The organism is Neohoeflea coraliihabitans, from assembly GCF_019334345.1.
GTDB lineage: Bacteria > Pseudomonadota > Alphaproteobacteria > Rhizobiales > Rhizobiaceae > Pseudohoeflea > Pseudohoeflea coraliihabitans.
The window spans coordinates 126,131-151,485 of sequence record NZ_JAHWQX010000002.1; the positions used below are offsets into that span (position 1 = coordinate 126,131).

General features: G+C 65.3%; 21 protein-coding genes. 10 read left to right on the top strand and 11 right to left on the bottom strand.

Annotation, left to right across the window (positions count from 1 at the left end; genetic code table 11):
• Positions 1-46: 46 nt before the first annotated feature.
• Genes dxs through KY465_RS06665 form a run of 3 tightly spaced genes read left to right on the top strand, consistent with a single transcriptional unit; the run spans position 47 to position 4,027 of the window.
• On the top strand, positions 47-1,963 hold the full coding sequence (gene dxs, locus KY465_RS06655; protein WP_219200914.1) for a 1-deoxy-D-xylulose-5-phosphate synthase: 1,917 nt from the start codon (positions 47-49) through the stop codon (positions 1,961-1,963).
• Positions 1,964-2,000: 37 nt separating this feature from the next.
• On the top strand, positions 2,001-2,771 hold the full coding sequence (locus KY465_RS06660) for a TlyA family RNA methyltransferase (protein ID WP_219200915.1): 771 nt from the start codon (positions 2,001-2,003) through the stop codon (positions 2,769-2,771).
• Entirely contained in the window at positions 2,768-4,027 is a 1,260-nt protein-coding gene (locus tag KY465_RS06665; protein ID WP_219200916.1) for a class I SAM-dependent RNA methyltransferase, read from the top strand. Before KY465_RS06660 ends, KY465_RS06665 begins: the two co-directional genes overlap by 4 nt.
• Before the next feature lie 20 nt (positions 4,028-4,047).
• On the opposite strand, the gene KY465_RS06670 is transcribed toward KY465_RS06665, so the two are convergent.
• A complete protein-coding gene (locus tag KY465_RS06670; protein ID WP_219200917.1) occupies positions 4,048-4,800 on the bottom strand; it encodes a crotonase/enoyl-CoA hydratase family protein in 753 nt (250 codons plus the stop codon).
• A 24-nt stretch (positions 4,801-4,824) separates the two neighbouring features.
• Positions 4,825-6,615, bottom strand: a complete 1,791-nt coding sequence (locus tag KY465_RS06675; protein WP_219200918.1) for an acyl-CoA dehydrogenase family protein — start codon at positions 6,613-6,615, stop codon at positions 4,825-4,827.
• Between the two features lie 274 nt (positions 6,616-6,889).
• On the opposite strand from KY465_RS06675, the gene KY465_RS06680 reads away from it, so the two are divergent.
• The 3 genes from KY465_RS06680 to KY465_RS06690 all read left to right on the top strand — a co-directional run bounded on the left by KY465_RS06680 (position 6,890) and on the right by KY465_RS06690 (position 10,168).
• Positions 6,890-7,879, top strand: coding sequence for an L-threonylcarbamoyladenylate synthase (locus KY465_RS06680; protein ID WP_219200919.1), 990 nt, complete (start codon positions 6,890-6,892; stop codon positions 7,877-7,879).
• Between the two features lie 67 nt (positions 7,880-7,946).
• Positions 7,947-9,389: an FAD-binding oxidoreductase gene (locus KY465_RS06685; RefSeq protein WP_219200920.1), complete on the top strand. Its 1,443-nt coding sequence runs from the start codon at positions 7,947-7,949 to the stop codon at positions 9,387-9,389.
• A 218-nt stretch (positions 9,390-9,607) separates the two neighbouring features.
• The gene (locus tag KY465_RS06690; RefSeq protein ID WP_219200921.1) at positions 9,608-10,168 is read left to right on the top strand and encodes a DUF6101 family protein; all 561 of its coding nucleotides are present in this window, start codon (positions 9,608-9,610) and stop codon (positions 10,166-10,168) included.
• A 100-nt stretch (positions 10,169-10,268) separates the two neighbouring features.
• Here the strand turns inward: KY465_RS06690 and ubiA are convergent, their stop codons facing one another.
• Complete coding sequence (gene ubiA / locus KY465_RS06695) at positions 10,269-11,234, bottom strand: 4-hydroxybenzoate octaprenyltransferase (protein WP_219200922.1); 966 nt, start codon at positions 11,232-11,234, stop codon at positions 10,269-10,271.
• Positions 11,235-11,401: 167 nt separating this feature from the next.
• Between ubiA and purD the strand changes: the two genes are divergently transcribed.
• Together purD and KY465_RS06705 are read left to right on the top strand one after the other, a co-directional pair.
• Positions 11,402-12,676 (top strand): phosphoribosylamine--glycine ligase, encoded by a 1,275-nt coding sequence (gene purD / locus KY465_RS06700; RefSeq protein WP_219201700.1) that lies wholly within the window; start codon positions 11,402-11,404, stop codon positions 12,674-12,676.
• Positions 12,677-12,792: 116 nt separating this feature from the next.
• Positions 12,793-13,470 carry a plant virulence effector HPE1-like domain-containing protein gene (locus tag KY465_RS06705; protein WP_219200923.1) on the top strand — a complete coding sequence of 226 codons (678 nt, stop codon included), beginning with the start codon at positions 12,793-12,795 and terminating at the stop codon, positions 13,468-13,470.
• 40 nt (positions 13,471-13,510) lie between these two features.
• On the opposite strand, the gene glyS is transcribed toward KY465_RS06705, so the two are convergent.
• The 8 genes from glyS to KY465_RS06745 form a co-directional block, all read right to left on the bottom strand.
• The gene (gene glyS, locus KY465_RS06710) at positions 13,511-15,700 is read right to left on the bottom strand and encodes a glycine--tRNA ligase subunit beta (protein ID WP_219200924.1); all 2,190 of its coding nucleotides are present in this window, start codon (positions 15,698-15,700) and stop codon (positions 13,511-13,513) included.
• 123 nt (positions 15,701-15,823) lie between these two features.
• Complete coding sequence (locus KY465_RS06715) at positions 15,824-17,746, bottom strand: DUF2207 domain-containing protein (RefSeq protein ID WP_219200925.1); 1,923 nt, start codon at positions 17,744-17,746, stop codon at positions 15,824-15,826.
• 40 nt (positions 17,747-17,786) lie between these two features.
• The gene (locus tag KY465_RS06720) at positions 17,787-18,347 is read right to left on the bottom strand and encodes a LemA family protein (protein ID WP_219200926.1); all 561 of its coding nucleotides are present in this window, start codon (positions 18,345-18,347) and stop codon (positions 17,787-17,789) included.
• Positions 18,348-18,493: 146 nt separating this feature from the next.
• Positions 18,494-19,426 (bottom strand): glycine--tRNA ligase subunit alpha, encoded by a 933-nt coding sequence (locus KY465_RS06725; RefSeq protein WP_219201701.1) that lies wholly within the window; start codon positions 19,424-19,426, stop codon positions 18,494-18,496.
• A gap of 207 nt (positions 19,427-19,633) precedes the next feature.
• Positions 19,634-19,825 carry a hypothetical protein gene (locus KY465_RS06730; protein ID WP_219200927.1) on the bottom strand — a complete coding sequence of 64 codons (192 nt, stop codon included), beginning with the start codon at positions 19,823-19,825 and terminating at the stop codon, positions 19,634-19,636.
• Positions 19,826-19,889: 64 nt separating this feature from the next.
• Positions 19,890-20,750 carry a S49 family peptidase gene (locus tag KY465_RS06735; protein ID WP_219200928.1) on the bottom strand — a complete coding sequence of 287 codons (861 nt, stop codon included), beginning with the start codon at positions 20,748-20,750 and terminating at the stop codon, positions 19,890-19,892.
• Positions 20,751-20,926: 176 nt separating this feature from the next.
• Complete coding sequence (locus KY465_RS06740; protein ID WP_346432605.1) at positions 20,927-21,871, bottom strand: tRNA1(Val) (adenine(37)-N6)-methyltransferase; 945 nt, start codon at positions 21,869-21,871, stop codon at positions 20,927-20,929.
• The gene (locus tag KY465_RS06745) at positions 21,868-22,107 is read right to left on the bottom strand and encodes a putative signal transducing protein (RefSeq protein ID WP_219200929.1); all 240 of its coding nucleotides are present in this window, start codon (positions 22,105-22,107) and stop codon (positions 21,868-21,870) included. The genes KY465_RS06740 and KY465_RS06745 overlap by 4 nt, the downstream gene beginning before the upstream one ends.
• Positions 22,108-22,215: 108 nt before the next feature.
• Here KY465_RS06745 and KY465_RS06750 point away from each other — a divergent pair, with 108 nt between their 5' ends.
• Together KY465_RS06750 and KY465_RS06755 are read left to right on the top strand one after the other, a co-directional pair.
• Positions 22,216-23,232 carry a polyprenyl synthetase family protein gene (locus tag KY465_RS06750; protein WP_219200930.1) on the top strand — a complete coding sequence of 339 codons (1,017 nt, stop codon included), beginning with the start codon at positions 22,216-22,218 and terminating at the stop codon, positions 23,230-23,232.
• 167 nt (positions 23,233-23,399) lie between these two features.
• Entirely contained in the window at positions 23,400-25,349 is a 1,950-nt protein-coding gene (locus KY465_RS06755; RefSeq protein ID WP_255561511.1) for a tetratricopeptide repeat protein, read from the top strand.
• Positions 25,350-25,355 lie beyond the last annotated feature (6 nt).

Below are 25,355 nucleotides of genomic sequence, written 5' to 3' on the forward strand. Positions count from 1 at the left end.
CAGTGATGGCATTCCGGGATAGGCGGATGCTGGAAAGGGATGATGTGTGAGCCAACGCCCCGATACCCCGCTTCTCGACCGCGTCAGCACCCCGGCCGACCTGAAGAGCATTGATGACCGGCACTTGCCGGACCTCGCCGCGGAGTTGCGTGCCGAGATGATCGATGCCGTCTCGCAGACCGGCGGGCATCTCGGCGCCGGCCTCGGCGTTGTCGAACTGACGATCGCCATCCACAAGGTTTTCAATACACCTCATGACCGGCTGATCTTCGATGTCGGGCACCAGTGCTATCCGCACAAGATCCTGACCGGCCGGCGCGATCGCATCCGCACTTTGCGCCAGGAGGACGGGCTGTCGGGCTTCACCAAGCGCGACGAGAGCGAATATGACCCGTTCGGGGCGGCGCATTCCTCAACGTCGATATCGGCCGGTCTCGGCATGGCGGTGGCCAGCGAATTGCAGGACGTAAAGCGCAACGTCATTTCGGTGATCGGCGACGGGGCGATGTCGGCCGGCATGGCCTATGAGGCGCTGAACAATGCCGGAGCGCTCGATGCGCGGCTGATCGTCATTCTCAACGACAATGACATGTCGATCGCGCCGCCGACCGGGGCGATGAGCGCCTATCTGGCGCGGATGGCCTCGGGGCGCACCTATATGGGGTTCCGCGATGTCGGCAAGAAGCTGACCGCGTATCTCGGCAAGCAGATGGATCGGGCCATCACCCGCGCCGTCGAGCATGCGCGTGGTTATGTCACCGGCGGCACGCTGTTCGAGGAACTGGGTTTTTATCACATCGGGCCGATTGACGGGCACAATCTCGAGCATCTGCTGCCGGTGTTGCGCAATGTGCGCGATCATGCCGACGGGCCGGTGCTGATCCATGTGGTCACGCAAAAGGGCAAGGGCTACGCGCCCGCCGAGCAGGCCGCCGACAAGTATCACGGTGTGGCGAAATTCGATGTCATCACCGGCACGCAGGCGAAAGCCAAGCCGAACGCGCCGAGCTACACCAACGTCTTCGCCGAGGCGCTGATCGCGGAAGCGCGCGAAGACGAGCGGGTGGTTGCGGTGACGGCTGCGATGCCTTCGGGCACCGGGCTCGACACATTTGGCGCGGAATTTCCGGCGCGGACCTTTGATGTCGGCATTGCCGAGCAGCATGCGGTGACATTCGCGGCCGGACTGGCGAGCGAGGGACTGAAACCGTTCGCCACGATCTACTCGACCTTCCTGCAGCGGGGTTACGATCAAGTGGTGCATGATGTCGCCATCCAGAAGCTGCCGGTGCGCTTTCCCATCGACCGGGCCGGCTATGTCGGCGCTGACGGCGCCACCCATGCGGGCGCCTTCGATGTCGCCTATCTCGCCTGCCTTCCGGGCTTTGTCGTCATGGCTGCCGCCGACGAAGCGGAACTGAAGCACATGGTGCGCACGGCCGCCGCCTATGACGAAGGGCCGCTGTCCTTTCGCTATCCGCGCGGCGAAGGGGTCGGCGTCGATCGGCCGGAGCGCGGCGATGTTCTCGAGATCGGCAAGGGACGGATCGTCAAGCAAGGCGGCAAGGTGGCGCTTTTGTCGTTCGGCACGCGGCTTGCGGAATGCCTTGCCGCCGCCGAGGAGCTGGACGCGGCCGGGCTGCCGACGACGGTTGCCGATGCCCGGTTTGCCAAGCCGCTGGATGCGACCCTGATCCGCCAGCTCGCCACCCATCACGAGGTGCTGATCACCATCGAGGAGGGCTCGGTCGGCGGGTTCGGCAGCCATGTGTTGCATTTTCTGACCAGCGAAGGCCTCCTCGACCACGGCCTGAAAGTGCGTCCGCTGGCGATGCCGGATATCTTCATGGATCAGGCCAAGCCGGAAAAGATGTATGCCAAGGCTGGCCTTGACCGGACGGCCATTCTTTCGGCGGTGTTTGCGGCGCTCGGCGTCGGGGGCGCGGACAGCATCCGTGCCTGATGCCCAGCCGCTGCCTGGCCCGCGAGGTGTGGCGCCGATGACCAGCAAGGTTTCCCCAGCAGGTGATGCCAGCCGCCAGCGGCTTGATCAGCTTCTGGTCACGCGCGGCCTTTATGCGACCCGCTCACGCGCCCGCGACGCCATCGTGCGCGGTACGGTGCGGGTCAATGGGCAAAGGGTGGCCAAGCCGGGCACGCTGGTGCCCGGGGATGCGGCGATTGAAGTCGATGATGCGGCGTGTGGCTATGTCTCGCGGGCCGCCCTGAAGCTCAGTGCCGGGCTGGATGCATTCGGGTTCGAGCCGCGCGGGCGGAACGGTCTCGACATCGGCGCCTCGACCGGCGGCTTCACGCAGGTGCTGCTTGAACGCGGGGCGCGGCATGTGACCGCCATCGATGTCGGGCATGGCCAGTTGCATGCCGACATAGCGGCCGATCCGCGTGTTACCAATATTGAAGGTCTGAATGCACGATCGCTGACGGCGGCGCAGCTCGACGGCCGCCCGATCGACATGGTGGTCAGCGATGTCAGCTTCATTTCGCTGAAACTGGCGCTGCCGCCAGCGCTCGAACTGGCGGACAAAGGCGCTTTTGCGGTGCTGCTCGTCAAACCGCAATTCGAGGCGGGGCGGCAGGCCATCGGCAAGGGCGGGCTTTTGAAGGATGCGGCGGGCGCGGCGGCGATTGCCGAGAGTTTGCGCGACTGGCTTGCGGCGCAGCCCGGCTGGCGGGCGACCGGGCTGATCGCCTCGCCGATCGAGGGCAGCGACGGCAACAGTGAATTTCTGCTTGGAGGCGTGAAGGCGTGAGCGCACAACGGATCGAGATCAGCGAGCTTGGCGCGCAGGGCGATGGCATTGGCGCGGGCCCGCACGGGGCGACCTTTGTGCGGTTTTCCGCACCGGGTGATGTCATCCAGGCCGCGGTCGAGGGCACGCGCGGCACGTTGCTATCGGTGCTTGAGCCAGGCGATGCGCGCACGCTACCGCCGTGTCCGCATTTCGGGCCGGATGGCGAAAATGCGGCCTGCGGCGGGTGCGCCGTGCAGCATATCGGACGCGATTTCTACACGGCCTGGAAGCGCGATCTGGTCATTTCGGCGCTGAAAGCACGCGGGCTCGAGACGGAGGTGGCGCCACTGGTCGAGGCGCATCCGGGCGAGCGGCGGCGGGTGGTTTTTGCGGCGCGGCGAAGTCACAACGGCGGGATACTCGGCTTCCACCGCGCCGGCACGCACGAGATCGTCGATATCGCCACCTGCTTGATCGCAACACCGCGTATCGTCTCGGCCCTGGCACTGCTGCGCGCGCTGGCCGCTCAGGCGGCAGTGAGTCCGAAAGCCTTCCAGATGGCCGTTCTCGACAGCCAATCCGGCTTCGACATCGCCTTTGACGCCCCTTTCAAGCTGGCGGACACGGACCGGTTGCGGCTGGTGGCGGCGGCGCGCAAGGCGGCGAGCGTTGCGCGCATCGCCTTCAACGGCGAAGTGCTGGTGGAAAAGCAGCCGCCGCAGCTCGATTTCGGTGGCGTGAGCGTGACACCGCCGCCCGGCAGCTTCGTGCAGGCGAGCGCGCGGGCCGAGACAGTGATGGCCGATCTGGTCAGCGCGCATCTGAAAAAGGCCAAGCGGGTGGCGGATCTTTACGCCGGCTGCGGCACCTTCGCGGCGCGGCTGGCGTGCCAGCAGATCGTGCATGCGGTGGAGGGCTTTGCGCCGTCGCTGGCGGCGCTCGACCGGGCGATGCGGCGGGTGCAGGGCTTCAAGCCGGTCAGCACCGAAGCGCGCGACCTGGCACGGCGGCCGATGATGGCGGCGGAGCTGAAAGCCTATCAGGGGCTGGTGTTCGATCCGCCACGGGCCGGTGCCGAGCGGCAGGCGCAGGAGATCGCCCGCTCAACGGTGAAACGGGTGGCGGCGGTGTCGTGCAACCCGGCGACGCTGGCGCGTGATCTGCGCATTCTCATTGATGGCGGCTATCGGCTGATGTCCGTGACACCGATTGACCAGTTCCTGTGGACACCGCATGTGGAGGCGGTGGCGCTGCTTGAGCGCCCGAAGTCATAGTTCAACTCCCTGACGCGCAGCTACTTCTTCCGCGCCATGAAGGCCTGAAAGGCGGCCAGCGCCTCGGGAGACTTGAGCTGCTGACCGAACAGCGCCACCTCTTCATCGATGCGGGCCGCCACGGCGTCACGGCCGGTTCTTTTGAGAAGATCGCGGGCCAGGCGCAGCGCCTTGGGCGGTTTTCCTGCCAGTGCCGCGGCCGCGTTGAGCGTTTCGGTTTCCAGTTCCGCCGCATCGACCACTTTCCAGATTATGCCGGCATCACGCGCCTCTTCGGCGCTGAACGGAATACCGGCACAAAGCAGGGCGAAAGCCCGCTGGTGGCCGGCCATTTGCGGCAGCAGAAGGCTGGAGCCGGCTTCCGGCACCAGCGCCAGGTCGACAAACGGTGTATGAAAGCGCGTCGCCGGCGTGGCGAAGGTCAGATCGGCATGGAAATGGATGGTGGCGCCGATGCCCACGGCGATGCCGTCGGCACCGGTGATCAGCGGCTTGGTCAAACCTGGCAGAAGCTCGAGAAACCGCCGCGTCGGCTCGGCGAGACTGCCGCCCTGGGCGACGGCCATGAAATCGGCGATGTCATTGCCGGCGGAGAAGGCGCCGGGCGTGCCGAACAGGACATGCACGCGCACATTGTCATCAGCTTCGGCGGCCTGCAGAGCTTCGACCATCGCCGTGTACATGGCCTGGGTCAGAGCGTTCTTTTTCTCAGGCCGCGCCATGCGCAAAATGTGAACGCCGTCGCGGTACTCGCTCTCGATGTGCTCGCTCATGCCATGTTCCTTGCTTTGACGTGTTTAACCGAAAACGGCACTTGCCGCAGCTGCGACCGTATCGCTGCCGCCGGTGACTGTCGCGCGAAGGCTGGCGGTCTCGGGCAACAGGTTCGTGGCGGCGAAACGGGCGAGCGCGGCGCGGGTGGCGGCGGCCGCATCATCGCCATCGCCGCCAACAATGGCGCCGCGCGCCAGATAGGCGCCGCCGGCGACGAGACCGAACAGGCGCAGATACGGGGTCGCGCCGGCCAGCGCCTCGGCCTTGCGGCCCTCCTGCAGCGCCTCGGTCAACCAGCCGGTGGTGGCTTCAAGATTGTCGAGCGCGGCATCGAGCCGTTCGGCAACACCCTCAAGGCCGTCGCGGTTGGAGGCGCGCACGGCTTCGGCGTCATCGCGGTATTCGGCGATCAGAGCCGCAACGGCACCGCCGTCCGAAAGCGGCAGCTTGCGGGTGACCAGATCGATCGCCTGGATGCCGTTGGTGCCTTCATAGATCGGCGCGATGCGGGAATCGCGGAAATAGCGCGCCGCGCCGGTTTCCTCGATGAAGCCCATGCCGCCGTGGCACTGCACGCCGAGCGAGGCAACCTCGACACCGATATCGGTGGAGAATGCCTTGGCGATCGGTGTCAGGATGCCGGCGCGCTCGCTCCATGTGCCGGCCGCCTCGCCTTCGCTGGCGTGGCTCATGTCGATGGCGTGGGCGCAGGCATAGCAGATGGCACGCGCAGCCCCGGTCAGCGCCTTCATGGTCAACAGCATGCGCTGCACATCGGGATGTTCGATGATCGGGCTCATGCCCTCACCCTTGTGGCCGGGCGCCCGGCCCTGGGTGCGCTCACGCGCGTATTCGAGTGCCTTCTGGTACGCGGCCTCGGCGGCCGATACGCCCTGGATGCCAACATGCAGGCGGGCATTGTTCATCATCGTGAACATGCAGGCCAGGCCCTTGTTTTCCTCGCCGACCAGCCAGCCGATGGCGCCCGGCGTGTCGCCGAAGCTGCCATCGCCATAGACCATGGTGCAGGTCGGAGAGGCATGGATGCCGAGCTTGTGTTCGAGCCCGACGCATTGCAGATCGTTGCGGGCGCCCAGCGAGCCATCGTCATTGACGAGAAATTTCGGCACCAGGAACAGCGAGATGCCACGCGTGCCGGCCGGTGCGTCCGGCAGCCGGGCGAGCACCAGATGCACGATGTTGTCGGTCAGATCGTGCTCGCCATAGGTGATGAAGATCTTCTGGCCGAAAATGCGGTAGCTGCCATCGCCGACCGGTTCGGCGCGGGTTTTCAGGGCGCCGAGATCGGAGCCGGCCTGCGGCTCGGTCAGATTCATCGTGCCCGTCCACTCGCCGGACACCATCTTCTCGAGGTAAATCGCCTTCAGTGCCGCATCGGCGTGCTTTTCGATCGCCTCGACGGCGCCGACGGTCAGTGTCGGGCCGATGGCAAAACCGAGAGAGCCGGAATTCCACATCTCGAAAGCGGCGACCGACATCATGATCGGCAAATCCTGACCGCCGAATTCGCTCGGGCCGGTCAGCGCGTTCCAGCCGCCCTCGGTCCAGTCCTTGTAGAGCTTCTGCCACCCCGGCGCCGTCGTCACCGCGCCATTTTCAAGCCGCGCACCGTTGGTGTCGCCACCTTCATCGAGGGGGGCGATCTCGTCGCTGGCAAAGCGGCCGGCCTCGGTCAGGATGGCATCGACCAGATCTTCAGACAGGTCCTCGAAACGGCCGTCCTCGATGGCTTTGTTGAGGCCGGCGACGTGTTTGAGGGCATGGGAAATCTCATCGACGGGGGCGCGGTACATCTGTCTTCCTCCTGGCGGGCCGGCGGCGGTCGGGCCGGCTTTTGATCTCGGGACGGAGCGCTGCCGCCCTTTGAGGTTTGGCTAGGGGATTTTGACGTGCACGTCAATCAAAGCTGCTTTGTCGCGCACGGTTTTCGCGCCGTATCGCATTAAAGAATCGGCAGGCGAAGGCCTCCTTTTCGGCGCAACGATCTGGCACAAGCCCATGGCTTCGTTATAGGTTGGCGGAGATATTTTAAAGCGCCGGGGTGGCGCGCATGAAGCGGGACGGGGCATGACTGCTGAGATCATTGACATCAAGGACAACGAGGAGGCGGCGCTGGCACGCGCACTGGCAGCGCTGGCGGACGGGCAGCCGATCGGGTTGCCGACGGAGACGGTGTATGGTCTTGCCGGCGATGTATCCAACCCCGCGGCGCTCAACCGCATCTACGCCGCCAAGGGCCGGCCGCGCTTCAATCCGCTGATCGCGCATGTGGCCAGCCTGGAGATGGCCAGGCAGCATGCCGTGTTCTCACCCCTGGCGGCGGGGCTGGCTGCCAGTTTCTGGCCCGGTCCGCTGACCCTGGTGCTGCCGCTTGCGGACGGTCATGGGATTCACGAACTGGCAACCGCCGGGCTCGACACGGTGGCGGTGCGCATGCCGCGCGGATTCGCGAGCCGGGTAATCGCGGCGTTCGGCAAGCCGCTGGCGGTGCCGAGCGCCAATCGGTCCGGCCGCATCACGGCAACCAGCGCCGCACATGTCGCCGAAGATCTCGGGGCCGATATCCCGCTCATCCTCGATGGCGGGCCGACACCGGTGGGCGTGGAATCAACCATTCTCAAGGTCGATGGCGATGCCTTGACCCTGCTGCGGCCCGGCGGCATCGCCACCGAGGCGATCGAGGCGGTTGCCTGCTTTCCCGTTGCGCGTCTGGCATCGAGCCCGCAGGGAGTCGATGGCAGCGTCATTGCGCCCGGCATGCTCAGTTCACACTACGCTCCGGCGGCGCAACTGGTGCTCGAGGCCGATGCCTGTCAGCCGGGCGATGCGGTGATCCGTTTCGGCGGCCGGGCTCTTGGCGGCGAGGCGGATGCGCGGCTCGTTCTCGATCTCAGCCCGGCGGGGGATATCAATGAAGCGGCGACCAATCTGTTTGGCCATCTGAAGGCGGCGGATGCCAGCGGCGCGGCAACGATCCGCGTCGGCCCCGTGCCGCATGAGGGGCTTGGAGAAGCAATCGCCGATCGCTTGCAGCGGGCCGCGGCGCCACGCCCCTGAGCGATGCCGAGGATCGCCGGTCCGACCTGTCTCGACAGTCCTGCCCGCCAGGGCTAAAAGCAGGCTCATGAGCGCCCAGCCCCCCTCGCCCGTGCCGCCGATCGAGCGATTTGCCGCCATTGTCGGGGCACGCCATGCGATCACGGATGCGCAGGAGATCGCGCCGCATCTGATCGAGCCGCGCGGCCTCTACCATGATGCCAGCCCTCTGCTGTTGCGGCCGGGCAGCCGCGAAGAAGTCGCGGAAATCCTGAAACTGGCCAGCGCGACCGGCACGATTATCGTGCCGCAGGGCGGCAATACGGGGCTGACCGGAGCGCAGGTGCCGCAGCAGGGCCGCAGCGAGGTCATCCTGTCGTTGTCACGGCTGAACCGTATTCGCGACATCGACGCAATTGGCGGCACGCTGACGAGTGAAGCCGGCGTGGTGCTGGCATCGGTGCAGGAGGCGGCGGAGACGGCGGGGATGATGTTTCCGCTGTCACTGGCCTCGGAAGGCTCGTGCCAGGTGGGCGGCATCCTGTCGACCAATGCCGGCGGCACGGCGGTGCTGGCGCATGGTTCGATGCGGCATCTGTGCCTGGGACTGGAGGTGGTGCTGCCAAGCGGCGACATCTGGAACGGGCTCCGGCAGTTGAAGAAGGACAATACAGGCTACGATCTGCGCGATCTGTTCATCGGCGCCGAGGGGACACTCGGCGTGATCACCGCAGCGGTTCTGAAACTGGCGCCGCGGCCGCGCGGCCGGCAGACCGTTCTCATCGGGGTCGACGATCCGGCGGCGGCGCTGGCGCTGTTCCGCATTGCGGCAGATATTTGCGGATCGTCGCTGACCGGGTTCGAACTGATGCCGCGCATCGCTCTCGATTTCGTTATCCGCCATACCGAAGGTGGCCGCGATCCCCTGTCGGCGGCGCATCCCTGGTATGCGCTGGTCGAGATTTCCTCCGGGCAGTCGGAAGAGGCGGCGCGCGGATTGCTGGAGACGCTGTTCATCGATGCCGATGACAAGGGCCTCGTGCGCGACGCCGTGGCGGCCGAGAGCGAGGCGCAGCGTGGCGAACTGTGGCAGTTGCGCGAGGCGATATCCGATGCGCAGAAGCCCGAGGGCGGGTCGATCAAGCATGACGTGTCGGTGCCGGTGGCGCGGGTGCCGGCCTTCCTGGCAGCGGCTGACAAGGCGGTGCTTGCCGCGATACCGGCCGCGCGCATCGTCGCCTTCGGGCATATGGGCGACGGCAATATCCATTATAACATCTCGCAGCCGGTGGGCGCCGACAAACAGGCTTTCCTGGCGCGCTGGCGCGAGGTCAATGCGATCGTTCATGCCATCGTCATCGACATGAACGGATCGATCTCCGCCGAGCATGGCATTGGCCAGCTCAAGCGCGATGAACTGGCCAGCATCCGCCAGCCGATCGAGATCGACCTGATGGCGCGCATCAAGGCCGCCTTCGATCCCGCCGGCATCCTCAATCCGGGCAAGGTTCTGGCGCCGCGCCGCCCTTGAAAAACGGGATCAGCGGGCCATCGCGCGCCAAAGCTGAACAGGCCGTTACACCCGGTCGGGTTTCGCTAACCATTTGCCAGATCGAGACTTTTTTAACCCTGTAATTTAAGAGGGCGAGAAAGGAACGGCGCTATCTTGTCGTCATCAGAGAGCGGAAAACGCTCCGACCGAAAGAAGACCGGATCACCGGCTCTCAAGGGCACTGGAAGGCGACAGACATGAGCAATACCAATAGCAACATCAAGCCGGAGTGGGCCGGGTACGAACTCCGCCTGGATCCCAACCATTTTCCCCAGAAAGTGTCCTATGCGGGACGCGACGAACCCGCGGAAGTCACCGTCACGCTCGACGCGCGCGGCGCGGTGATGAAGAAGACACTCTGCAAATCCGGATTGCCGCTGTCGATCGCCCTGCCGGCACGCGCCTTTTCCGGTGTGGCAGCCCGCGCAATCGACCATGGCGACGGCACCATCACGGTGACGCTGGAACTGCATCACAGCGATCCCGGCCTGTCGGTGCCGCTCCTGGTGGCGCACGATCTCGCCGACATCGCCGCCGACTGGCGACTGTGGTCGGAACTCTACCAGATTCCGATGATGATGGTGGAAGCCGATGGTGTGGCGCGGCCGCTGGACAAGGAAAGCTCGCAGCCGCCGAAAGCCCGCCGCCGCGGCTCGAACGCCGGCCCGCGCCGCCCGCGCTTTCTGGTGCGGCGCAAGACCGGTGGCAGCGGCCTGCGCATGAAGATCAAGGGCCGCGAGATCATCGCGCGCGGCTGAGGCCGACGGCGCAACGCGGACGGCGCAGATTCATTCCTGATCTCCAGTCAGGCGAACCCGGATCCTTGAAACGGTCCGGGTTTTTCATGTCGCGCTGGATCTAAAGGGCGGCGAGAACAAAGGCTGCGGCAAGGCCGGTAAACAGCACCAGGCCAACGCGGGTGTTGGTCTTGAACAGGGCCAGACAGGATTCCGCGTCATCGATTTCGAGATGACGGATCTGCCAGCCCAGCATGGCGGCAGCCAGTGCCAGGCCGAGCCAGGCCGGCCAGAGAACATCTGCGAGCGCGAAGGCAAGCGCGGTCAGGACAACAAAGGCGGCGTAAAAGCCGATCAGCCATTGCGCCGTGCGGTCGCCGAACAGCCGCGCCGTCGACTTGACGCCGACCAAAGCGTCATCCTCCTTGTCCTGATGCGCATAGATCGTGTCGTAGCCGATCGTCCAGCAGATGGCCGCCGCGTACAGCGCAAAGGGGGCCAGCGCCAGTTCGGCGTGCAGCGCCGTCCAGCCGAGCAGTGCGCCATAGGAAAAGGCAAGGCCGAGAATCAGTTGCGGCCAATTGGTAAAGCGCTTTGCGAAGGGATAGGCGGCGACGATGGCGAGCGAGGCGATGCCAAGCAGGATGGTGAAACGGTTGAACTGGATGAGCACCAGAAGACCGACAAGCGCCTGGGCGATGAGGAAGGCATAGGCCGCCCGGCGGCTGATGCGACCGGCCGGCAGCGGCCGCGAGCGGGTGCGGGCGACCTCGGAATCAATGCCCTGATCAACGAGATCGTTCCAGGTGCAGCCGGCCCCGCGCATGGCGATGGCGCCGATGGTGAAGAGCAGAAGGTGCCAGATCACCTGCAGGAGCAGACCGGCAGAAAAGGCGCCTGTGGCGAGCAGCGCATTTGCGGCCAGCAGGGTTGACCACTGGCATGGCCACAGCAGCAATTGCCAGCCGATCGGCCGGTCCCAGCGGGCAAGCTGGGCATGCGGCCAGAGGGCACGCGGCAACAGCCGGTAAACGAAATTGTCAGATGGCGCATCGGCTACGCGGTCGCCGGTATCTTGCGGTGTCATGGAGCTGTTCATTGCGCCTTGTTGGCAGCGGATGGCAGGCGGGTCAAGATTTCTCCGGCCAGGTTCCGCATGCCGCAGCCAGGGTGACCTGACCGGCGCTTGACGCCCGGGTTGCTTCGCCTTACCCACAGCCCAGCAGAGGAAAGGGACTGGGCATGGCGGAAAAAATGAACGTGCTGTTGATCGGCTCCGGAGGGCGGGAACATGCTCTCGCCTGGAAGCTGAAATCATCGCCGCGCCTGCGCACATTGTTCATTGCTCCCGGCAATCCCGGAACCGCCGCATGCGGCGAGAATGTTGCGCTCGATGCCAGCGATCACGGCGCCATCGTCTCCTTCTGCCGGGAACGCGCCGTGGCGCTGGTGGTGATCGGACCGGAAGCGCCGCTCGTGGATGGCCTGGCCGACAGCCTCAAGGACGCGGGCGTCGCCGTGTTCGGGCCGAGCGCGGCCGCGGCGCAACTCGAGGGGTCGAAGGGATTCACCAAGGATCTATGCGCCCGCTACGACATTCCGACCGCCGCCTATCAGCGCTTCAACAATGCGCCGAAAGCCAAGAATTACCTGCGTCAGACCGGCGCGCCGATCGTCATCAAGGCCGATGGCCTGGCGGCCGGCAAGGGTGTGACGGTGGCCATGAGCGAGGCCGAGGCGCTGGCCGCGATCGATGATTGCTTCGAAGGCGCATTCGGGGACGCCGGCACCGAGGTGGTGGTCGAGGAGTTCCTGACCGGAGAGGAAGTCAGCTTTTTCTGCGTGTGCGACGGAGACCGGGCGGTGGCGCTGACCAGCGCCCAGGATCACAAGCGGGTCGGAGATGGCGACAGCGGCCCGAACACCGGCGGCATGGGTGCCTATTCGCCGGCCCCGGTGATGGACGCGGCGCTGATCCGGCAGACGATGGATGCCATCATCGCGCCGACCATGCGCGGCATGGCCGAGATGGGCCATCCGTTCACGGGCGTCTTGTATGCCGGCCTGATGCTGACGGCGGACGGACCGAAACTGATCGAATACAATGTCCGCTTCGGCGATCCGGAGTGCCAGGTCCTGTTGCCGCGGCTGCGCGATGATCTCCTGGCGCTGCTCGACGATGCCGCGCATGGCCGGCTCGAGGAGACTGCCCTGCACTGGCGGGCGGAAACGGCGCTGTCCGTGGTGCTGGCCGCCGAGGGTTACCCGATGAAGCCGCGCAAGGGCGGCAGGATCGACGGCATCAGCGAAGCTGAGAAAGACGGCGCCCTGGTGTTTCACGCCGGCACACGGCAAGAGGACGGGGTGCTGACGGCGGCGGGGGGCCGGGTTCTCAACGTCACAGCGCTCGGAGAGACGGTGAGCGATGCGCAGGCGGCAGCCTATCGTGCCGTCGATCTGATCGACTTTCCCGAGGGGTTCTGCCGGCGCGACATCGGCTGGCGCGAGGTCGAACGGGAGCGCTCCTAGGCGCTGCGCCAGGAGCCAGCGTTAACGCCATCTTTACCAGCTTCCCAAACCTCCTTGTAACGGAAGGTTGCTAGGCTCTTTCGATGAACCGGTGAAACCGGAGAAGGAGAGACCGAATGCGTTCCATCCTGTTTGCGGCGATGATGTCGGTTCCGGCCGTGCCGGCACTGATGGCGGTGACGGCCCTGCCGGCCGTGGCCGGATCGATCGAAGTGCTCGAGGTTTCCGCGAAGACCGGGAGCGTGATCACGATCGGCTGCCCGATCTGCAAGGCCCAGAGAGAAGCCGAGGCGCGCGCCGAGAAAATGTTGCCGCCCGGCACGGTCCTGAACGAGTTGCGGCAGATCGGCGAGGAGACCTATCTCGCGACAACCGAGAACCTGCTTGGCGGCAGCCCGGTAACGATCCTGCGCAAGGCGCGACCAGAAGAGATCAGCCTGTACGGTGCGGACAGCGTGGATAGCGATCCGAAAGCGCCTTCCCTGTCTCCTGCCCCCCTGTCTCCTGCTCCCCTGTCACTGGCAGCCGTGGCGCTGCCGGTGCTGCCCAAGGCGCCGCCGCCGGAATTGCAGATGGCCGCACCGGGCGAGATGCCGTTGCGGCCGGTGACCGCAAGCACGCTCCCCGTTCCCGCCCTGATCCCGGCAGAGGCAGAGGCTGACGCCGAGTTGGAGATTTCGGCGCCGGTCCCGGTGATCGACACGACGACGACATCGGCGCTCGAACGCAGCGCCGAGGGAGACGCGACGGCGCCGATTTTCGATCCCTCGTCCTACAAGCTGCGCGTGAACTGAGCGCTGGCGCTGGCCGGCGGCTGAGCCCACGGCACGGCGTTTATCCGGAGATGCGCGCGAAATCCGCGACCTTGCTCGTGGCGCTGCGGATCATGCCGACCAGTGCCAACCGATTGCCGCGCAGATTCTCATCGTCGGCATTGACGAGCACAGCTTCAAAGAATGAATCAACAGGTTCACGCAATCTGGCAAGAGCGCCCATTGCAGCGGAAAAGTCTTCGTTCTCAATAGCCTGTTCGGCTTCGCTGGCAGTTTGATTCACCGTCTCGAACAGTTTCTTTTCTTCTTCCTGCTGCAACAGGCCCGCATCGACTTCGCCGGCGATGGTCGTTCCCTTCTTCTCCTCGGCGGCCAGAATATTGGCGGCACGGCGGGCGCCGGCGAGAAGGTTGGCGCCATCCTCGCTGGCCAGAAAACGGCCGAGCGCGTCGACGCGGCTGGTGACCGAGAGCAGATCGTCGGCGCTGGGCGAGATCACCGCATCGATGAGATCGTGGCGGGCGCCCTGGTCGCGTAGATAGACCTTCAACCGATCGTGGAAAAAAGACAGAAGATCGGTTTCCAGACCCCTTTTCCGGCCGCCATCTGTCCCCTCCCCGTCAATATCAATCCCATCCTGAGCGATGCGGTCGGCGGCGGCCGCCAGCAGGCGGCGCAGGCGAACAGAGACGCGGTTCTCAACGAGGATGCGGATCACCCCGAGTGCGGCGCGGCGCAATGCATAGGGATCCTTCGAGCCGGTCGGCTTCTCGTCGATCGCCCAGAAGCCGACGAGCGTGTCGAGCTTGTCGGCGAGCGCCACGGCGATGGCGACGGGATCGGAGGGCACCGCGTCGGACGGGCCCTGCGGCTTGTAATGCTCCTCGATGGCGGCGGCGACCGCGGCGTCCTCGCCCTGCAGGCCGGCATAGATGCGCCCCATGGCGCCCTGGACTTCGGGAAACTCCTGCACGACTTCGGTCTGCAGATCGGCCTTGGCGAGCGTGGCGGCGCGGCGGGCCTGTTGCGGATCGGCGCCGAGCAGCGGTGCGAGGCCGGCCGCCAGATCAGCAATGCGGGCAACTCGCGCGCCCTGGGTGCCGAGACGGGCATGAAAGGTGACAGTCAGGGCGTCGAGCCGGGCCATGCGCTGGTCGAGCGGTTTGGCAATATCGAGGCGATGGAGCGCGGCGCTTTTCTCGAGGTCGGCGCGGTCGGGCAGATCGCGCTGGTCGGTGGTCCAGAAATACAACGCATCGGACAGCCGCGCCCGCACCACCTTGCCGTTGCCGCGGGCGATCTCGGCGCCGCCGTCCCGGGCCTCGATGTTCGAGACAAGAATGAAGCGGTTGGCGAGCTGCCCTTCGGGCGTGCGGGTGACAAAGCACTTCTGGTTGGTCTTGATGGTCAGGCGGATGACGTCGCCGGGGATTTCAAGAAACTCCGACTCGAAATCGCCCATCAACACCACCGGCCACTCGACGAGGCCCGAGACCTCATCAAGCAGAGCCTCGTCCTCGACCAGTTCGAGGCCGGCGGCGAAAGCCAGGTTGCGGGCGTCGCTGAGAATGATTTCGCGGCGGCGGGCCGCATCGAGCACCACCCTGGCGGCCATCAGCTTGTCGACATAATCATCAAAACGCCGCACGACGATCTCGCCAGGTGCGTGGAAGCGGTGACCGACCGTGGTGTTGCCGGCGGTCAGGCCGTCGACCTTGAAATCGATGACCGTGGGTTCTTCGGTTTCCGGCCCGAAGGTGCAGAGGATCGATTGCAGCGGCCGGACCCAGCGCAGGCTGCCCGGCTCGGCCGATGCCCGGCCCCAGCGCATGGATTTCGGCCAGGGAAAATTGCGGATGATGCCCGGAAGGACGTCGGCGATGATCTCCTCTGCCGGCCGGCCGGGGCGGCTTATCACCGCCACGTAGAACTCGCCCTTTTTCGGATCGGAGCGGACTTCCGCCTCGTCCACCGAGGACAGCCCGGCGCCGCGGAGGAAGCCTGCAATCGCCTTCTCCGGCGCATCGACGCGCGGCCCCTTGCGCTCTTCGCGCTGGTCGGCCGAGCGTGCCGTGACGCCACGAAGATCGAGCGCCAGACGGCGCGGGGTCCAGTATTCACGGGCCGCCTCATAGGTCAGCCCTGCCTCGACGAGCGCATCGGTGACCAGCCGTTTGAGATCGCCGGCCGCCCGCGCCTGCATGCGGGCCGGGATTTCCTCGGAGCGGAGTTCAAGCAGAAGATCAGGCATACGCACCACGCGGCAGAGAGTTGGAAAGGCTGGCGGGACTTAGCAAGACCTTGTGCGCTTGTCACCTTCCGATCAGGAGGCGGCGCACACCGCATGCCGGTGCGGCGGCCCTCACCCTTTGCGCTACCAGCCGCCGCCGCCACCACCACCGCCGCCGCCGCCGGAGAAACCGCCACCCGAGGAGCCGGACGAACTCTTCGGTGCCGGCATCGCCGCGGCCATGGCCGAGGAGACTGCCGCGACCGAGGCCGCCGCCGTGGCGCCGACCCGGGAGGGCGACCAGTTGCGGCCGCTGTACCAGCCGGGCCGATAGGCGTTGGCATCGTCGGGTGCGACGCGCTCAAGATGCGCCGCCCAGGCTTCGGACCACGGCTGCTCGACGCCAAGACCTGCCGCATAGGGCAGATAGCGCTCAAACAGTTCCTCGCTCATTTGCGGGGCGTTGCGCAGATTCAGCCGGGCGCTCTCGGCGGTCACGAGATAAAGCTTGAAGCCCTCGATGCGCGCCAGCATGTCGGCACCCAGCGGCGTCGGCGCCTCCAGCAGATGCAGCATGGCCGCCGCAATCGCCACGCCGAAAACGAGGAGCAGACTGACAATGCGGTAAAGCTCCGGTCCTTCACTGACCAACGGCAACAGCAGGCTGCCGGCAAAGAACGCGGTGCCGATGGCGAACATCAGCACAGCCAGTCCGCGCATGGCCCAACCGCGCAACGGGTCATTCCAGATGCGCGAGGCCAGCACGGTCGCCGCCGCACCGGCGATCGCGGCGCCGAGAACCGGGATGATGAAGACCAGGCCCTCGTCGGGTGGCTGCTGCAATACCAGCCCGCCGGCCAGCGTGGCAATGCCGAGAACCAGGCCGGAGATGAACCAGCCGCGATTGAGCCGGTAATATCTGTTCTTGTAAAGCCGGCTCAACGCCTTGCGAAAGCGCATCTGCGCCGACAGCAGCGTCTTGCCGTTGCCGCGGTCGAGGGCGATCTCCTGGCGGTGGCCGAGAAGCGCATCATAAAGCGCCGCTTCGCCGACGGGCAGCGGATCTGCGGCCGGCGGCGCGGCGGCCCGGCGCAGCGTGATGCCCGCGGCGGCGTCCTCAGCGATGACGAGCCGTTTCCTGACGCCGAGCGACAGCAGCGCGGCGATAAAGGCGAGATGGCGCTTGCCGTGGGTCCTGAAGCCGTGGAAGTGAATGTAGGAGATGGCCGCCGGCTCGAGATCGCCCGGCGGATGGAACAGCGGAATGACGGTGCGCGGCGGCGGGTCGCGGCCGATGCGGTGCCAGGCAAAGAGAAAAAAGAGCGGCATGATGATCCAGCCCGCCAGCAGCACGAGCAAGCCGGCATTGCTGAGCAGCATGGTGCGCAGCGTGTCCTGCTGAACTGCGACGACGCCGCTGGTGAAGCCGACGGCAACGGTGAGACCTTCCTGCGGCGCCAGCGGCCGCGTCATTTCGAACACGGCGCGCGAGGTCCCCTCGCCGCTGGCGCGATAGTCGCGGCCCTGCGTACCGTACCGTCCGGTACTGGCCGCCAGGCGCTCGGCGGTTGCACCTGCGGGCAAGATGATTTCCGCCGAGGCGGCGAGGATCGGAAAGGCCCAGAAATTGCCGGTGACGTTCCAGTAGATCTCGTCGAAATCCTCGAAATAGCGCAGCTGGCGTGTTGTCTGATAGCGGATGCTGTAGGTGTGCGATCCCGGTGGCAGCAGCGTGTCTTCCTCGCCGATGTACAGGCGCAGGAACCGGCCCGGCCACTCGATATGATGCGGCTCGGGATCGCCATTGCGCGAGACGGCGAGGATTTCAAAGCCCTTGTCGAAGCGCAGGCCCCGCTCGTCGGTGTGGCTGACGGGGATGTCGCGGTAGATGCCGCGGCGTATATCGCGCCCCTCGGCACGGACGCGGATCGTCTCGGTGACGTCGAGCGTGCCGTCGGCGAGCACCAGAATTTTCGCATGGAAGTGCTCGATCGCCTCACGGGCGGCGGCCGGCCCTGCCGCGAGGCAGATGAGCAGGAGACCGGCGAGGAGAGCGATCCGCGTCATGCGGTGCCCGCCACCGCCGTATCCGAACGCTGCGGCTTGATCATCCGAACGAGACCTGCGGGGTGGCGCGGTCCGAGGTGTCCTCGATCTCGAAATATTCGACCTTGTCGAAGCCGAACTGCCTGGCGATCAGCACCGAAGGAAAAGCTTCGGCGGCAATATTGAGATTGCGGGCCGCGCCGTTGTAGTAGCGCCGCGCCAGCGAGATCTCGTTTTCGGTCTCCTCGAGGGCGCGCTGGAATTCGAGAAAGTTCTGGCTGGCCTTGAGATCGGGATAGTTCTCGGCGACAGCCATCAGGCGCCCGAGGGCGCCCGAGAGGATATTCTCGGCGGCGGCACGCTGGCCCGGACTGCCATTTTGCGCGGCCATCACCTGCGCGCGGGCCCGGGTGACATTTTCCAGCACTTCCTTCTCGTGCTGCATGTAGCCCTTGACGCTTTCGAGCAGATTGGGAATCAGATCGGCACGGCGCTTGAGCTGCACATCGATGCCCGACCAGCCTTCGGCCGCCATCTGCCTGAGCTTGACGAGAGTGTTGTAAAGATAGATCGCGTAAAGGACGATTGCGCCCAGAACGACGAGCGTGACGATGGTGCCCATGTCTCAAGTTCCCGTTTGCCCCGGCGGCGCCGGACCCTTTGCCCCGCGACGAGTTTAGCGGCAGACGGGCTTAATTCAAATGGCGGGACCGGCGCTTATTGCGGCTCATACAGGCCAAATCCCTGCCAAGCCTGGGTGGCGATGTCTCAGGCGGCGTCTGACCGCCAATTCGCGCCACCGGCTTCGGTGCGCAGGAAGGCCTCGCCGCACTGGCGCGCCAGATTACGCACCCGCAGGATGTAGCTCTGCCGCTCGGTGACGGAAATGACACCGCGCGCATCAAGCAGGTTGAAGACGTGCGAGGCCTTGATGCACTGATCGTAGGCGGGCAACACGCATCGGTGCAGTCCGGCGCCGGCTTCGCCGGGAGAGCCGGCGGCGAGAATGGCCTCGCATTCCTTTTCGGCATCGATGAAATGCTGCAGCAGAATGGTGGTGTCGGCGATCTCGAAATTGTAGCGCGAATATTCCTGTTCGGCCTGCAGGAAGACGTCGCCATAGCTGACTTTCTCGGCGCCTTCGCGGCCGTTGAAATTCAGATCATAGACATTGTCGACACCCTGCACATACATGGCCAGACGCTCGAGACCATAGGTCAGCTCGCCGGCGACGGGCGCGCATTCGATGCCGCAGACCTGCTGGAAATAGGTGAACTGCGAGACTTCCATGCCGTCGCACCAGCACTCCCAGCCGAGCCCCCAGGCGCCGAGCGTCGGGCTTTCCCAGTCATCCTCGACAAAGCGGATGTCATGCAGCAGCGGATCGATGCCGATGGCCTCGAGTGATCCGAGATACAGCTCCTGCAGGTTGGACGGGTTGGGCTTGAGGATGACCTGATACTGGTAATAGTGCTGCAAGCGGTTCGGATTCTCGCCGTAGCGGCCATCCTTCGGACGGCGCGACGGCTGGACATAGGCGGCGTTCCAGGGCTTCGGCCCGAGCGCGCGCAACGTCGTGGCGGGATGAAACGTGCCGGCGCCGACCTCCATGTCATAGGGTTGCAGAATGGCGCAGCCGTGCCGGGCCCAATAGGATTGCAAGGTGAGGATCAGCCCCTGAAAGGAGCGGGTCGGATGCATAGGGTCAAGCTGGTCGGCGGACATGGTGGATTCCCGAGGGCAGCCGAGGGTCTTGATCACGATCGTGCAGTGACTTGAAAAGGATCGCCATCGCCGCAACGGACCACGGGCGCGCCGGGCTGCCGGCTGCGCGCCTGTTGGCGGCGACGGGTGCCATGAATGCCCGACACGGTCAAGGCCGCGGGCCGGTGCGCGACAAGTGCCGGTTCAAACGTCCGGCTTGCGCACACGATACTCGCCCGTGCGCGGATCCTCGATCAGGGTGCCCTGCGCGCCGCTTTGGCGCTCTTTCTCGGCCTCCCGCACGCGCGTGCTGACGCGCTCGGCCTCGGCAACGAAGCGTTTGTAGCCGAACCAGGCAACGGCGCCGAAAGTCGCCAGTAGCAGGAATTGCGGCACGATCAGAACTCCCGAGATTGCAGGACGCGTGGCGGCACGCGAACCGGTGCCGAAAAATCTTCGGTCACAGCCCGTACCGGCCCCATAATGCGCGCTCTTCCAGCACATTCAAGCCGGATTCGATGGCGCCGGCCAGCATTTGAGCCTGCAGACCGGCGGCATTGCCCGCGACGCGGCGGCCGAGAAGATTGCGCGGGGCCGATACGACCCGCATCTTCACCTTGTCGCCGTAACGGGCGCGCAGGACCGAACGCAGATCCCCCAGTTCATCGACAAGACCGAGATCAAGGCCGGACACGCCGCTCCAGAACTTTCCGGTGAACAGATCCGGCTCATCGGACAGCTTGTCGCCGCGCCGCTGCTTGACGAGATCAATGAAGGTGCGGTGCACCTCGAGCTGCAATTCCTTGAGATGTTCGACATCCTCCTCGCGCTCCGGCTTGAACGGGTCGAGCACCGACTTGTTCTGCCCGGCCGCATAAATGCGGCGTTCGACGCCGATCTTGTCGATCAGATCGACGAAACCGAAGCCGGCGGAAATCACGCCGATCGAGCCGACGATGGAGGACGGATCGGCGATGATCTCATCGCCGGCACAGGCGATCATGTAGCCGCCGGACGCGGCAACATCCTCGAGAAAAACCAGGACCTTCTTGTTTTTCTCCTCGGCCAGATCGCGGATCCGCCGATAGATCAGCCGCGACTGCACCGGCGAGCCGCCAGGGGAATTGATCAGTATGGCGACGGCGGGAGCCTTCTTGTCGGAAAAGGCCTTGTCGAGCTGGCCGGCGACATTGGCGAGCGAAAGATGCGGGCGGAGCTGGCTGCCACCGGTCTGGATCGTGCCCTGCAGCCGCACCACCGGTATGACGGTCGTGTCAGAGCGGAACCGGGCCGGCAGATACTTCTCGAACTTCGCCTTCATCGCAAAACCTCGTTGCAGTCAAACATGCTTTCGCGATCCGGCTTGCCGTCGCGTTCACCGGCAGGCGCCGGTTCCCATCCGATGTATGTCGTCTCCACCGCAATACAATGGGGGCGGCGCCGCGAAAGGCATTCATCCTCGAGGCGCTCTGTGGCCAGGTGGTGCTCGTAGGGAAACTACGGCTTGCGGCTTGGACGTTCAGTGGAGCGTTCTGTGGGGCGCTGGCTGCGACAGGGCGGTGCCGGCCGGCGGCGCGGCAATGCGGCGCGTCCATTGTTGAGCGCGTCGACATATGGTGCGAAGGCGTGGCCCGGACCATCATGCAGAACGAGTGGCGGGCAGAGGGTCAGACGGGCGCGGCTCTGCTTGATGGCGGTGACGAGAATGCGCATCGCCTCATCATCGACGCGCGGATGCACGGGCGTGACTTCGGTGGCGCCGAAGCGGCCAGCCAGCGCATCAAGTATCGCACCTAGCGAGCTTGGGCGGGCGATCAGGCTGACCTGGCCACCCGGCTGCAAGATGGCACCGGCGGTGCGCAGCCAGCTGTCGAACAAGGTCGGCCCGGTCATGGCGTGGGCCTCGGCCTTCAAGGCGTTCGGCGTGCGGCGATCGTCGGGCTCGTTATAGGGCGGGTTGAGGATCACCCAGCGATAGGCCTCATCCTGCAGGCCGGCGGCACGCCGGGCATTTCCGGCAACGGTTACATCGGCACCGACGATGTCGACGCGTCCGGTTGCCCATGCATTTTGCTCAAGTGCCAAGGTCCGCCTGGCATAATGCAGCATGGCGGGAGAGCGCTCGACGAGGGTCACCGCCACCTTCGGCACGCGCGCGGCCACGGCAAGGCCGGCCGCCCCGGCACCCGCCCCGAGATCGGCGACATGGCCGGTGGCGTCGCCGGGAATGGTCGCGGCCAGCAGCATCGCATCCATGCCGGCGCGGTGGCCGCCCTTCTTTGGCTGCACAAGATAGAAGTGGCCATAATGGAACGCATCGATGGTGCATTCGACGTCAGCCCCGGCCGCCCCTGCCGTTTCGACCACAGGAGCAATCGGCGGTGCCGGCGGCTTGGCCTGTTCGGCAGAAGGGGCGCCCATATGCTGCTTGAGGCCGCTCACCGGTCATCTTCCTGCCAGGGACGGAGCTCATGCGCCAGACCGGCCTCACGGGCGATGCGGCGGGCCAGAGCCGCCTTGGAGGGATCGACGAGGATGCGGCGCGGCAGCATGCCGATCGATCCTTCGAGAATGCTCATATTGGCGTCTGCGATGAAATAGCCGACCCCGGCTTCCTCCATCAACGTCTCGACGAAGGAAATCAGCACTGCATCATTGGTCCGAATCAATTCGTGCATATAAGAAGCTGTCCTCGGGTCCGTCGCCGGAATGCGCCATTTCGCCGCTTGCCGGCTTCCGGGTCGAGACCTATTGTTAACCGCAATTGGTCACAGGGAGTATCGGGTTTGGGCGTAGTCATACCACTGAAAGAAGGAAACGACCGGCAGGCATCCGTCAAGCCCCTCGTTGCCGTGACGAAAGCCGACATGGACAGGGTCAACCAGCTTATCCTGGCGCGCGCCGGCTCCGACGTGCAAATGATCCCCGAGGTTGCCAATCACCTGATCTCGTCGGGCGGCAAGCGGCTGCGCCCGATGCTGACGCTCGCTTCTGCCGCGATGTTTGCCTATCGCGGCGAGGATCACATCAAGCTGGCAACCAGCGTCGAGTTCATGCACACGGCGACGCTACTGCATGACGATGTCGTCGATGAAAGCGATCTGCGGCGCGGCCGGTCGACGGCACGCATGATCTGGGGCAACCAGGCGAGCGTTCTGGTCGGCGATTTCCTGCTCGGCAAGGCCTTCAAGATGATGGTCGAGACCGGCTCCCTGGAGGCCCTCGACGTGTTGTCGACAGCGGCATCGGTGATCGCCGAGGGCGAGGTCTTTCAGCTGTCGATCGCCAAAAACATGGAGACGACAGAAGACGACTATCTGGCCGTGATCCGCGCCAAGACAGCGGCGCTGTTCTCGGCGGCGGCGGAAGTCGGACCGATCATCGCCGGAATGGGGACAGCCGAACGCAATGCGATGCGCTCTTACGGCATCAATCTCGGGCTGGCCTTCCAGCTGATCGACGACGTGCTCGATTATGGCGGGACGGCGAAGGATCTCGGCAAGAATGTCGGGGACGATTTCCGCGAGGGCAAGATCACCTTGCCGGTGGTGCTGGCCTACCGGCGCGGCACCGAGGATGAGCGCGCCTTCTGGCGTCAGGCCATCGAAAAGGGCGAGAATAACGATGCGGCGCTGCAGCGGGCGATCGAACTGATCAGCGAATATGACTGCCTGCGCGATACGGTGGCGCGCGCAGAGCATTATGCCGCGATCGCACGCGATGCGCTGGCGCCCCTGCCCGACAGCGCCGAAAAAGAAGCGTTGCTCGAGGTCATCGCCTTCTGCCTGAGCCGGGCGTCCTAAGGGCAGGCCCCCTGCCCCCGACCCGCTGACGGGTTCCCGCGCCGGCCTGTCTTGAAGGGCTGCAACAAAAAAGCCATGGTGCCATGCGAATGGGATCATTCCCCAATTGGTCTGCCCGGCCACGGTCGTCACCGGCGGTCGAGACGTCAACCAGCACGAGGTTCTTCATGCGCAAAACGATCGTCCGCACCCGGAAGACGGGTCGCATCCTGATGTCCGGTGTCGCTCTGGGTGCCGCCGCGCTGGCCGGAGTGATCCTTGTCGACATGGCAACGCCCGGGACGGGCTGGATCGGATCGGGCAGCATGACGAGGGCGCATGCCGCGCCGGCGCAGGAGGACAAATCGGTCGAGGTGAACATTCGCAGCTTTGCCGCCGCTTTCCTGGCCGCCCAGACCGCCGATGCGCAGTTCGATCTGGCCTCGGCGATCACCTTCTACCGCAAGGCGCTTGAATTCGATCCCACCAATGAGCGCATTCGCGAGCGGCTGATGGTCGATCTGTTCATGGATGGCCGGTTCGATGAGGGGATCGAGATCGTCCGCTCGCTCGAGGCCGATGGCGCCGTCGATCAATTGCGCGACCTGGCCCTGGCGGTCGATGCCATGCGGCGCGGCGACTATGACAAGGCTGTCGATCATCTCGACACCGCATCGACCAACCCGATCGACCGCTTGCTCAACACGCTGATCGCCGCCTGGGCCGACGCCGGCGCCGGAGACGGTGCCAAGGCGCTGGCCAGTCTCGAATCGCTGGAGGGCCCGCCCTGGTACCCGGTATTCACCCAGTTCCACGCGGCCGCAATCGCCGAATTCATGGGCGATATCGCCAAGGCGCGGCAAATCTACCAGACGGCGGTGACCGACAAGTCGACCGGCAGCGCGGCCCCTGACACCTTCGTGCGCACCGTGATGGCGCTGGCGGCGCTCGAGGCCCGGCAAGGCAACATGCGGGCGGCCCTCGACACGCTGGCGCTCGGCGAGGAGTTCAGCCCCGGTTTTGCCCCGATCACGGCCATGCGCCAGAGCATCAAGAACAACGACCTTCCCGATCTCGACGTGACCGACGCACGGCAGGGGGCGGCGGCCGCTTTGTTCTCGCTCGGCAGTGCGGTCAACCGCAAGGGTGCGGAGGAAACGGTGACCCTTTACCTGCAGCTGGCGCGGGCTCTCGATCCGGAGAATGCCGCGACGCTGGTGACGCTCGGAAACCTGAAGGAAACGCTGGGCAAACGGGAAGAGGCAATCGCCATCTACCGCCAGGTTCCGAAGGATTCGCCGATGCGGCGGATCTCGGAGCTGCAGCTTGGTCTGGCGCTGTCGGATCTCGGCAATCATGAGGAGGCGCGGGCGCATCTGAAAGCGCTGATCGAAGCCGATCCGAGCGATCTGCGCAGCTATCTCGCCTATGGCAGCGTCCTGTCCAGCGACGAAGATTACGAGGCGATGGCCGAGACCTACGAGAAAGCAATCGCCATCGTCGGCGCCGTGCCGAGCCGCAACGACTGGAATCTGTTTTTCCAGCTCGGCATCGCCTATGAGCGGCTGAAGCAGTGGCCGCGCGCCGAGGCTGCTCTCCAACGCGCCTTGCAGCTTTATCCGAACCAGCCGCAGGTGATGAACTATCTCGGCTATTCCTGGATCGACATGAACATCAATCTTGAAGCCGGCATGGAGATGATCCAGGCCGCGGTCGATCTGCGGCCCAATGATGGCTATATCGTCGATTCGCTCGGCTGGGCCTATTACCGGCTCGGAGCCTATGAAGAGGCTGTGCAGGAACTGGAACGTGCCGTCGAATTGCGGCCGGCGGACCCAACGATCAACGATCATCTCGGCGATGCCTATTGGCGGGTCGGGCGGAAGATCGAGGCTGGCTTCCAGTGGAACCGCGCCTTGATCCACGAGCCGACACCCGAGCTTGAAGCGGAGATCAAGGCGAAGCTGAAGGATGGCTTGCCGCCGGTGGAGCCGAGCCCTTCCGTTCCCAGTGCCAATGGCGAGCCGAAGACGACGCCGCGGGCTCCCGAACCAAGGGCACCGGCGACCGGCTCCGACGATCTGCCGGAAAAGACCGAATGGCGCCCTTTGCGTGGCAACGCAGCGCATTTCGGATAGAGACGG

Coding starts and splice junctions, on each gene's coding strand:
- KY465_RS06660 (WP_219200915.1), top strand. CDS start 2,001: ATGACCAGCAAGGTTTCCCCAGCAGGTGATGCCAGCCGCCAGCGGCTT.
- KY465_RS06670 (WP_219200917.1), bottom strand. CDS start 4,800: ATGAGCGAGCACATCGAGAGCGAGTACCGCGACGGCGTTCACATTTTG.
- KY465_RS06675 (WP_219200918.1), bottom strand. CDS start 6,615: ATGTACCGCGCCCCCGTCGATGAGATTTCCCATGCCCTCAAACACGTC.
- KY465_RS06680 (WP_219200919.1), top strand. CDS start 6,890: ATGACTGCTGAGATCATTGACATCAAGGACAACGAGGAGGCGGCGCTG.
- KY465_RS06685 (WP_219200920.1), top strand. CDS start 7,947: ATGAGCGCCCAGCCCCCCTCGCCCGTGCCGCCGATCGAGCGATTTGCC.
- KY465_RS06690 (WP_219200921.1), top strand. CDS start 9,608: ATGAGCAATACCAATAGCAACATCAAGCCGGAGTGGGCCGGGTACGAA.
- ubiA (WP_219200922.1), bottom strand. CDS start 11,234: ATGACACCGCAAGATACCGGCGACCGCGTAGCCGATGCGCCATCTGAC.
- purD (WP_219201700.1), top strand. CDS start 11,402: ATGAACGTGCTGTTGATCGGCTCCGGAGGGCGGGAACATGCTCTCGCC.
- KY465_RS06705 (WP_219200923.1), top strand. CDS start 12,793: ATGCGTTCCATCCTGTTTGCGGCGATGATGTCGGTTCCGGCCGTGCCG.
- glyS (WP_219200924.1), bottom strand. CDS start 15,700: ATGCCTGATCTTCTGCTTGAACTCCGCTCCGAGGAAATCCCGGCCCGC.
- KY465_RS06715 (WP_219200925.1), bottom strand. CDS start 17,746: ATGACGCGGATCGCTCTCCTCGCCGGTCTCCTGCTCATCTGCCTCGCG.
- KY465_RS06720 (WP_219200926.1), bottom strand. CDS start 18,347: ATGGGCACCATCGTCACGCTCGTCGTTCTGGGCGCAATCGTCCTTTAC.
- KY465_RS06725 (WP_219201701.1), bottom strand. CDS start 19,426: ATGCATCCGACCCGCTCCTTTCAGGGGCTGATCCTCACCTTGCAATCC.
- KY465_RS06735 (WP_219200928.1), bottom strand. CDS start 20,750: ATGAAGGCGAAGTTCGAGAAGTATCTGCCGGCCCGGTTCCGCTCTGAC.
- KY465_RS06745 (WP_219200929.1), bottom strand. CDS start 22,107: ATGCACGAATTGATTCGGACCAATGATGCAGTGCTGATTTCCTTCGTC.
- KY465_RS06755 (WP_255561511.1), top strand. CDS start 23,400: ATGCGCAAAACGATCGTCCGCACCCGGAAGACGGGTCGCATCCTGATG.